The sequence below is a fragment of the Clostridium sp. UBA4395 genome (assembly GCF_002390995.1).
Classification (GTDB): domain Bacteria; phylum Bacillota; class Clostridia; order Clostridiales; family Clostridiaceae; genus Clostridium_J; species Clostridium_J sulfidigenes.
In genome coordinates this window covers 19074-28499 of the sequence record NZ_DGRF01000088.1, presented here as the reverse complement: position 1 = coordinate 28499, position 9426 = coordinate 19074, and the positions used below count along the sequence as shown (strand labels likewise).

Annotated in this window: 9 protein-coding genes; 7 read left to right on the top strand and 2 right to left on the bottom strand. The window is 28.4% G+C overall.

The genetic code is table 11. The features are described from left to right. The first annotated feature begins 142 nt into the window (after window positions 1-142). The 4 genes from B2694_RS16730 (at window position 143) to dhaS (ending at window position 2557) form a co-directional block, all read left to right on the top strand. On the top strand, window positions 143-505 hold the full coding sequence (locus B2694_RS16730) for a hypothetical protein (RefSeq protein WP_346886715.1): 363 nt from the start codon (window positions 143-145) through the stop codon (window positions 503-505). Between the two features lie 34 nt (window positions 506-539). Next, on the top strand, window positions 540-791 hold the full coding sequence (locus tag B2694_RS16725; protein ID WP_346886714.1) for a hypothetical protein: 252 nt from the start codon (window positions 540-542) through the stop codon (window positions 789-791). A gap of 246 nt (window positions 792-1037) precedes the next feature. After that, entirely contained in the window at window positions 1038-1802 is a 765-nt protein-coding gene (locus tag B2694_RS16720; protein WP_346886713.1) for a 4Fe-4S dicluster domain-containing protein, read from the top strand. A 188-nt stretch (window positions 1803-1990) separates the two neighbouring features. Continuing rightward, window positions 1991-2557 carry a dihydroxyacetone kinase transcriptional activator DhaS gene (dhaS, locus tag B2694_RS16715; RefSeq protein ID WP_346886712.1) on the top strand — a complete coding sequence of 189 codons (567 nt, stop codon included), beginning with the start codon at window positions 1991-1993 and terminating at the stop codon, window positions 2555-2557. 92 nt (window positions 2558-2649) lie between these two features. On the opposite strand, the gene B2694_RS16710 is transcribed toward dhaS, so the two are convergent. Then, entirely contained in the window at window positions 2650-4092 is a 1443-nt protein-coding gene (locus B2694_RS16710; RefSeq protein ID WP_346886711.1) for a WG repeat-containing protein, read from the bottom strand. Between the two features lie 132 nt (window positions 4093-4224). Further along, window positions 4225-5793 carry a DEAD/DEAH box helicase gene (locus tag B2694_RS16705; RefSeq protein ID WP_346870366.1) on the bottom strand — a complete coding sequence of 523 codons (1569 nt, stop codon included), beginning with the start codon at window positions 5791-5793 and terminating at the stop codon, window positions 4225-4227. A 247-nt stretch (window positions 5794-6040) separates the two neighbouring features. Between B2694_RS16705 and B2694_RS16700 the strand changes: the two genes are divergently transcribed. The 3 genes from B2694_RS16700 to B2694_RS16690 are packed head-to-tail and all read left to right on the top strand — an operon-like array spanning window position 6041 to window position 9418. Next, window positions 6041-7288 (top strand): pitrilysin family protein, encoded by a 1248-nt coding sequence (locus B2694_RS16700; protein ID WP_346886710.1) that lies wholly within the window; start codon window positions 6041-6043, stop codon window positions 7286-7288. Between the two features lie 37 nt (window positions 7289-7325). After that, a complete protein-coding gene (gene recX / locus B2694_RS16695) occupies window positions 7326-8189 on the top strand; it encodes a recombination regulator RecX (RefSeq protein WP_346886709.1) in 864 nt (287 codons plus the stop codon). A 41-nt stretch (window positions 8190-8230) separates the two neighbouring features. Continuing rightward, window positions 8231-9418 (top strand): transglutaminase-like domain-containing protein, encoded by a 1188-nt coding sequence (locus B2694_RS16690; protein WP_346886708.1) that lies wholly within the window; start codon window positions 8231-8233, stop codon window positions 9416-9418. Window positions 9419-9426 lie beyond the last annotated feature (8 nt).

Genomic DNA, 9426 nt, shown 5'->3' with positions numbered 1-9426 from the left:
ACTCGTTACAAATCAACAGGCTGTCGCCTAAAAAAAACTTCACGTGCTAAACTTCTGATAAGAAATGCTTCTCCTAGCTATGGGAGTGATGATTATTATAAATTTTGGCAAGAACTATATAATTATAATAAGACTTTACCTAATGATAAAAAAACAGGCTTTTGGTATTGATATAGATTTTCAAGTTAATTATACTTTAAACGAAATGTTTAGCTTGATTCCTAACAAAGAACCAGCTGAGAGAATAAAAAAGAAAATAAATGATTTTAAAGATATACTTGGTAACAATGTAGAAGACGATGAAGCTAGAGTTACAATATTAGTAAATTTAAATAAGGATATAAACAATAATGCTGATGTATACAAAGGTTTTTTAGGAGATGACTTTAACAAATTTAACAATAACCTAGGTAGTATGATAAATACTATAAAATATATGAAAAATCAAAGTGAATATAGAGATGATTTAATCTATGATAACTTTATAAGAGGATATATAGGATGAAAATCCTAAGGGAAAATACTATGGACAATTTGGTATGGCACATATTTTCAGGGAAAATATAAAATCTAATGGAGAAGAAACAATTACATTGGCAAAATTTATTGAGGCTAAGGAAAAACTTAAAGTATTATCTATACCTATATCATCTGGTGAAACAGTAATTCCAAAGGAGGATATAGAACAACTAAAGTTAGCAGAGTTTACTTTATTTAAATTGAATGGCAAAAATTCACCTTATGAAAAAGGACTGGAAAATTCTCTTACAGATAATTTATTTGACTTATAAATGGTAGTACAATAGACAATTATCAGTACGTAATTTGTTTTTGGTATAAATAAATTTTAATAAATATTTTAGTTGCGTAACAAAAGTTACAGACCTATTATAGAAATCTAGTTATAATTAAGCTATAGTAAATATAGTTTAATTTAAATCTGGTGTTGAAATTAAACAAAAAATAAGTGTGCTAAAAAATATAATTTTGAGAAATATGATAAATTAGATTAAATAATAGGTTTAGGAGGATTTGTTATGAAGAGAAAAATAATTAAGATTCATGAGGAAAAGTGTAATGGCTGCGGATTATGTGTTACAGCCTGTCATGAAAAAGCTATAGAATTAGTCAATGGAAAGGCAAAGCTTGTTAGCGATATATATTGTGATGGATTAGGAGATTGCTTACCCAATTGTCCTACATCAGCTATAGAGATTATAGAAAGAGAAGCGGATGAATATGATGATGATGCAGTAAAGGCAAGAATTTTAGAACTAGATAATAAGTCTAAAGAGATTAAAGACATAAACATTGGTGGGGAAGAAAAGTTGCCATGTGGATGTCCTGGAACAATGGCTAAAACTATTGAAAGAAAACCGATAATCACTATGGAAACTATACCTAAAAAAAGAGAAAATACTATTGAAAACAACTCTGAGCTTATGCAATGGCCGGTACAATTGAACTTAATAAATACTAGTGCCCCATATCTAAAGGATGCTAGCTTATTAGTAGCAGCGGATTGTACAGCTTATGCTTATGGAAATTTCCATAGAGACTTTATGAAGGGTAAAGTTACAGTAATAGGATGCCCAAAACTCGATGACAATGAACATTATAAGAATAAATTAACTGAAATACTTAAGAAGAACAATATAAAGAGTATAACTGTAGTTAGAATGGAAGTACCATGCTGCTCAGGAATAGTAGCTTCAGTTAAAAGTGCCATGCTTCAAGCACAAATAATAGTTCCTTATAAAGAAGTAACCATTGGAACTAATGGTGATATAATAGAGGGATAATTGAATATATTTTAAGTGTGGGCTATCTATAAATCTGTTAATTTAATAGATTTATAGATAGCTTTTATTGTTACGTAAATATTTGAAAATTTTAAAGAGGGGTAATAGAAAATTAATGGATTAAAAGGATAATATAATGTATAGTAAATGTAAAGATGAAAAAATCCATAGGAAGGAAATAAGCACCTATGTCAAATTCAATAATAACAAAAAAAGCATTAGCTAAATCTTTGAAGGAATTAATGAATTCTATATCCGTAAATAAGATATCTGTTAAAGAAATAGTTAATAACTGTGGATTAAACAGACAAACATTTTACTATCATTTTCAAGATATATACAATCTACTGGAATGGATTTATGAAACTGAAGCTGTAGAAAGTATATCGCAATACAGAAGTTATAACACCTGGACTGATGGATTTCAAAAAATTTTCAACTATATAGAAGGTAATAGAAGATTTTGTATGAATACTTTAAATTCATTAGGAAAAAACTACCTAGATTCATATCTTTATACAGTTACTTATGATTTAATTATTGGAGTAGTTAATGAAGTTTCTCAGAATATGAGAGCTACAGAAGACAATAAAAAGTTTATTGCAAATTTTTATACTTTAGCATTTACAGGTTTGGTAATTCAATGGATGAATAGTGGAATGAAGGAAGATTCTCATAAGATTATTGAAAAGTTAAGCGAATTAGTAGAAGGTAACTTTATGAGAGCACTAGAGAGATATGAAAAGGATGCATAATAAATATATCCATCATGCATCCTTTAAAACTTATATATTCTTTAAAGTATTAGTATAATTATATAATATTAAATATAGCTATGATTTAAAAGTTACTTTAGTTTATTACCATCTTCATCAATGTAAAACCACTGATTATCTAATTTTACAGATATGGGAGCTATATCCCCGAAGGAAGGAGTAATTTCATCATATATAATATCTGTAAACTTATTAGAGGATTTGTTATAAAGCCCCAATTTATTATCTTTACTTACTAAAAAGACATTTTCATTGTAGGGGTCAATAATATCATATTCGCATTTTAAAATTTCCTTTTGGGTTTTATCAATAAGACCCCATTTAGCATTTAGGCATACTTGAAATATATTTCTAGATGAATCAATATTATAAACCTCATCATAAATAGGAGGAACGACCTCAATTCCATTAGAAGCTAAGATACCACATTTGCTTGACTTATAAATGGTAGCAAAGCCATCATGGAATGGATAAATTTCAGTATAGTCTGTGGTAAGTATAATTTCACCTTGTTTATTTATAAATACATTCTTACGGTTACCATCTTCATCTACATAGCTAGCAGCAAACATATCATCTTCTGAACCTAATTGAATATATTCAAACTTAGGTTCAAAGAGCAATTCACCTTTAGTATTCATAAGACCAACCTTGTTATCTAAGGAAGCTACTAAAATGTCATTTTCAAAAAAAGAATTTATATAGTCATATTTAAATGGAATGACAACATCACCATTCTTGTCTATACGTCCAGCCTTACCATCACGATATACTGTAGCTAGTCCATTGAAAAATGAATCAGTACCATCGTAAATAGGTTTAATTATCATTTCATCTTTAGTATTTATATAACCCAATTTTCCATCGATTTCTACAGCAGCTATACCTTCATTGAAGCTTAAGTAATAAGAATATTTAGGTTCTACTATAGTTTTACTTTCTAGATTTACAAAACCAAATTTTCCGTTACTTTCAATACAAACTATAGAATTGTTAGGCATTATGGCAGTATACTTGGGCTCTACTTTTAAATTTGAATTTAAAGCTATAAAGCCTTGGTAATTGTTTTCTGTTATAATGGCTATATTTTCCTCTCCACAATTATATAATGAAATTGGGGTTTCAGATACGAAATCAACTACTATATTGTTTTTAAAGTCTATACAACCATACTTACTGTTTTTTTTAACAGAAATGAGAGTATCAGATACAATAGTAGCTTCTTCATAATCAAAAGGAATTATCACATTATTTTTTTTATCAATAGCACCCCAAAATCCATCTTTTTTTACAGGGGCTATATTGTTATAAAATGAATGTGCTTCTTCATAGGTTGGAGTTATAACTAGATTTTCTTCTGTATCAATAAATCCCCAGAGACCTCTAAGTTTAACTGCTGCTAGACCATCAGTGAAAGAAGAGGCTTCTTCATATTTATTATTGTTATTACAACCACTTAGAACAACACAAAAAAATAATAATACTATTAATAGAATTTTATTTAAAATCTTCATATACCCTCCTTTTAAAATGCTATTTACTATATTTTAACATTATATTTTCTATAGGTATACCAGATTTAGCAAAAAATAAAAAATGCAGTATTATGTAAAATACCGCATTTTGGCTATATATTAGATGTAAATCTATTTTCTTTTATTGGATATTTCAATGTTTACTTTTCTTTTACCAAACATTTTTCCTTTAGAATTCTCTAATATTATATTTACAAGATTGCTAGGTACATCAACAAAGGAGAACTTATCAAGGATATCAATTCTTCCAATTTCTTTACCTTTAACACCGGCAGTGTTATCTAAAAATTCAATAACATCTTTAGCTCTGGCCTTGTCGAGCTTTCCTATAGATAAGAATAATCTTGTTGTATCATCTACATCTACAGACTCTTCAGCATAGTTACAATTTAATTCTTTATCAAACATTAGTTTAAGTAAAGAAGCAGTAACATCTTCAGCACCATACTCATTTATTAGTTCTTTAGCCATAGGTAAGAATGTGTTGTATGAGTCTTCTTGTAATACATTGCCAATGTTTTCTATTAAACTTCCAGATTTAGCAGAGAATATATCAGCTAAAGTAGGAATGTCTTTTTTTACTATTTTACTTTTAGTATGATTTTCTATTTGTCTTATAAAAGAAACTTCTTTTCTTGAAGCAAAGCTATAAGCAATACCTTCTTTATTAGCTCTTCCAGTTCTTCCTATTCTATGCACATAAGATTCTATATCTTGTGGTAAGTCATAGTTAATAACATGAGTAACATCTTCAACATCAATTCCACGAGCTGCAACATCAGTAGCTACAAGGAAATGTAGTTGTCCGCTCTTAAACTTAGCTAATGTGTTCATTCTTTGGCTTTGTTTCATATCTCCGTGCATACCTTCAACACTATAGCCTTTACCATGTAAAGCATCAACTAATTCATCTACACCTTTTTTAGTTTTACAGAACATTATTGTTGTAGTTGGATTATCTACGTCTAAAATTCTACAAAGTGAATCAAATTTATTAGATGAGTTAACTAAAAAGTATGATTGTTGTATTTTGGATACAGTCATGGATTTTTTAGCTATTACAATATGTTGAGCATCAGGTTTCATGTAATTTTTAGATAGGTTTTTTATTGGTCTTGGCATTGTAGCAGAGAATAAAAGCGTTTGTCTTTCCTCATTTAAGTTAGATAGGATACTTTCAATATCCTCAATAAATCCCATGTTTAACATTTCATCAGCTTCGTCTAAAACTAAAAATTTAACATTTTGAAGTTTTAATGTTCTTCTATTAATGTGATCTAATATTCTTCCAGGAGTTCCAACTACAATATCCACTCCTCTTTTTAGAGCAGAAAGTTGTCTGTCAAAGGATTGACCACCATAGATTGGTAGGATTTTATACTTTTCATACTTACACAATTTCAAAAGTTCTTCGCTAACCTGAATAGCTAATTCTCTTGTTGGAGCTAATATTAAGGTTTGGATAGCTCCACCCTTAGGACCCATGTTGCTAAGAATAGGTGCTCCGAAGGCAAGGGTTTTACCAGTTCCTGTTTGCGCTTGACCTATTATATCGTAACCTTGTAAACTTACAGGAATGCTTTTCTCTTGTATATCACTAGGATTTTCAAAGTTTAAGTCATTTATAGACTTTAATATGGAATCCTTAAGTCCAAGTTCTTCAAATTTAGTTTTTATCATTCATATTCCTCTTCTCTTTTTTCTTTAAATACATCTAATAGTAACACAGTAAATCCATAATAGCAATTGTAAACTGAAATTTTATACCTAAGTATTTATCCTAAGTATAATGAAATAAATAAAAATTATGCAGGTGGAAATATAAAACTCTATTACATTTATAGAAAATCATATATTATATTATGTGTAGATATAATTAGAATTATAGGTATAATTATATATAGATATTTTAAAGTAAGGAGAATATATGAAAAAATTTTTATTTGATACAATGGAAACATATTTGGAAAATGGACTTAGGTTAATAACTATAAGAAAAGAAACCCAAATAGCTTCGTTAAATATAGGAGTTATGGTTGGAGCTGTTTGTGAAGAAAAGCAAGAACGTGGTATATCTCATTTCATAGAGCATATGCTTTTTAAGGGAACTGTAAATAGAGATAATGAAAAATTAAATGGTGATTTAGAAAATTTAGGTGGAGAGTATAATGCTTATACAGATTATATGTCCACTGTTTTTAATACTACTACTTTAAATGAAGAATTAGATGTAAGTTTAGAATTGATTAGTGACTTACTTCAACATCCTACTTTTTTAGAGGAACACATTGAGAAGGAAAGAGGAGTAATATTAGCAGAATTAAGAAGTGGTAAGGATGATGTAGAAGATTTATCTTTCCAGAAAATAAATGATATGGCATTTACTCATAGTCCATTGAAGATTGATGTAATAGGAAAAGAAGAGATTGTAAAGTCAATTAGTAGAGAAGATTTGATAATATATTATAATAATCACTATGTTTCTAATAATACAGTGATAACAGTGGTATCATCTTACGAACATGAATATGTAATAGAGTTAGTTAAAAAATATTTTAGTCAGTGGAAAAGAAAAGAAGTAAATAAGCCTATTTTAAATTTTGAAAAAAATAAAGACAAATTTGAGATTACTCATAGAGATAATATGGAGCAGAGTACAATAATATATTTATATACCTTTAATGACCTAACTAAGAAGGAAGAGTTAGCTTTAAGAATATTAAATCACAAGTTTGGTGAGAGTTCTAATTCTATATTATTTAGAGAACTTAGAGAAGATAGGGGACTTGCTTATGATATTTATACAAGTCTTGACTTAACAAACAACTTGAAAACTTTATATATCTATGCAGCAGTAGCGCCAGAGGATGTTGATGCAACTATAGAAACTATAAATAATTGTATAGAAAAAATTAAAGAGGAAATAATTGTATTTGATGGTAATACTATAAATTTAATGAAAAAGGTGTTTAAGACTGCTATAGCTTCTACTTTAGAGGATTCAACAGATTTAGGAAATTATGTAGTACATCAAGCTATGGAAGAGGATAATCTATATCAATTTAATGAAGATATGGAGAATTTGAATTATATAGTAGCTCAAGATTTATATGAAGTAGCTAAGAAGGTATTAAATAAGCCTACAATTCATGTGCTTCTATGTGATAGGGAGTAAGGTATAAAATTTCTATAGATGATGGGAAGGAAGAACAGTGAGTAAAATAATTACTAAGATTGAAGCCCAAAAGAAAAAGGATAACAGAGTGAATATATTTATAAATGGTGAATTTGCCTTTGGATGTAGCAGTGAATTAGTATATTATCATAATTTATCTAAGGGAAAAGAAATTAATATTGAAGAACTAAAGAAAGTTATAGTTGAAGATAATTTTCTTACAGCAAAGGCAAAGGCATTAAAGTATATTGAGAGAGCTCTAAAGAGTGAGTTTCAAGTGAGAGAATTTCTACAAAAAAAGGAATATGAAGATAGTGTCATAGACAGAGTTTTAGAATTTTTAAAGGCATATAAATTTATAGATGATGAATATTATGCAAAAGCTTTTGTAACACAAAATATTAAAATAGAAGGCAAAGGAAATATTAGATATAAACTTATAAAAAAGGGTATATCTGAGGAAATGATAAATAACATACTAAATGAAATTTCTTCTAAGGATGAAGAAACAGTGGCTTTAAAGCTAGCAGAAAAAAAACTTAAGGTGCTATGTAAAAATGAAGGCAATATATTAAAAATAAAAAGTAAACTTAATACTTTTTTAATATCTAAGGGATATAATTTTGATACTATTAAATCAGTAGTAAATAAATTAGAAATTAAGGAAAAAGAAAATATAGAAGTCTTTAGGGCAGAGGGTTATAATCAGGTTAAGGAAAATCAATGGGATGAACTTCTCAGTATTGCAGAGAAAAGATATGAACGCCTTAGCAAATCAGAAGAGGATGCAATTAAAATAAAGAAAAAACTACAGGATTTCCTCTTAAGAAAGGGTTATAATTACAGCGATATCAAAACTGTATTAAACAAGATTATTAAAGGTGAAGATTTCTATTATTAAATCTAGAAGAAAATGTAACAGGAGAGAAAAGGAGGGATAGAATGGAATTTTTAGAGGAGTATAATATAAATATTGTTTCATTAGTATTGGTTATAGCATTTGTATATCCTGTAATAATGGGCATTGTATTTAAATTGAAAAGTAAAAGCATGGTGGTTACAATTAAGGGTGTATTAACTTCTGTGGCAATGGTTTGTTCAATAATATTAACTACTGTGGTGGTAAAAAATGTGTTTGCATTAGATAAGTATGGATTAGTTGAATATATATCCTCAAAGATTTCTCCATCCTTTGCTTATCTTATTACTAAATCTAAGCTATTTAATGGAATTATACTATTGTTTACATTCTTAATTATTTATCAGATATTTAAAGCCCTTATAGAATTTATCAGTAGGACTACTTTATATCCAGCTTCAGATGCCATTGATACAAGTATTAGAAATACAGGTAGAGGTACTAGAGCTTTATTAGGAGGAATATTTCAAATTCCTAAGGCGATATGTTATATGATAATATTATCAGCACTACTTAGCTATGCATCAATTTTTTTAAATAATCCAAAGCTAGATAGTAAATTAAATTCATCTACCCTATATAGTTATATTAATAAAAGGATTGTAGAGCCTGTTACGGATTCTGAGATAGCTAAAAGTTTTCCCAATATATTAGAGAACTCATTTAAGGTGGTAGATGAGAAAAATAATATAGTTAATGATGTAAATGGATATCTCCAAGGGATAGTTTTTTATAATGGAGTAACATTAGATGAGGGAATAAGATCTAATGAGATTATAGACAATACTGCGTTAAGTATAACTAGTAAGTATGATAATGATTATGATAAAGCAAGAGCTTTATATGAATGGATAGGGAATGCTATAATTTATGACGATGATAAGGCTACAGAAGTTATGAATAATCCCATACCTACAGAGATTAATTCTGGAGCCATAAATACTTTTAATACAGGAAAAGGTGTTTGCTTTGACTATGCATGTTTATATGTTGCAATGTGTAAAGCAAATGACATACCAGTAAGACTAATTGTAGGAGAAGGTTATAATGGAATGTCTTGGGTTAGTCACTCATGGAATGAAGTGTATATAAAGGAAATGGATAAATGGGTAAATGTGGATTCAACTTTTTATAATGCAGGGAATTATTTTGATAATGATACTTTTAATTCAGAGCATAGAAATAGAAAAATCGCAGGAGAATGGAAGTAAAAATTTAA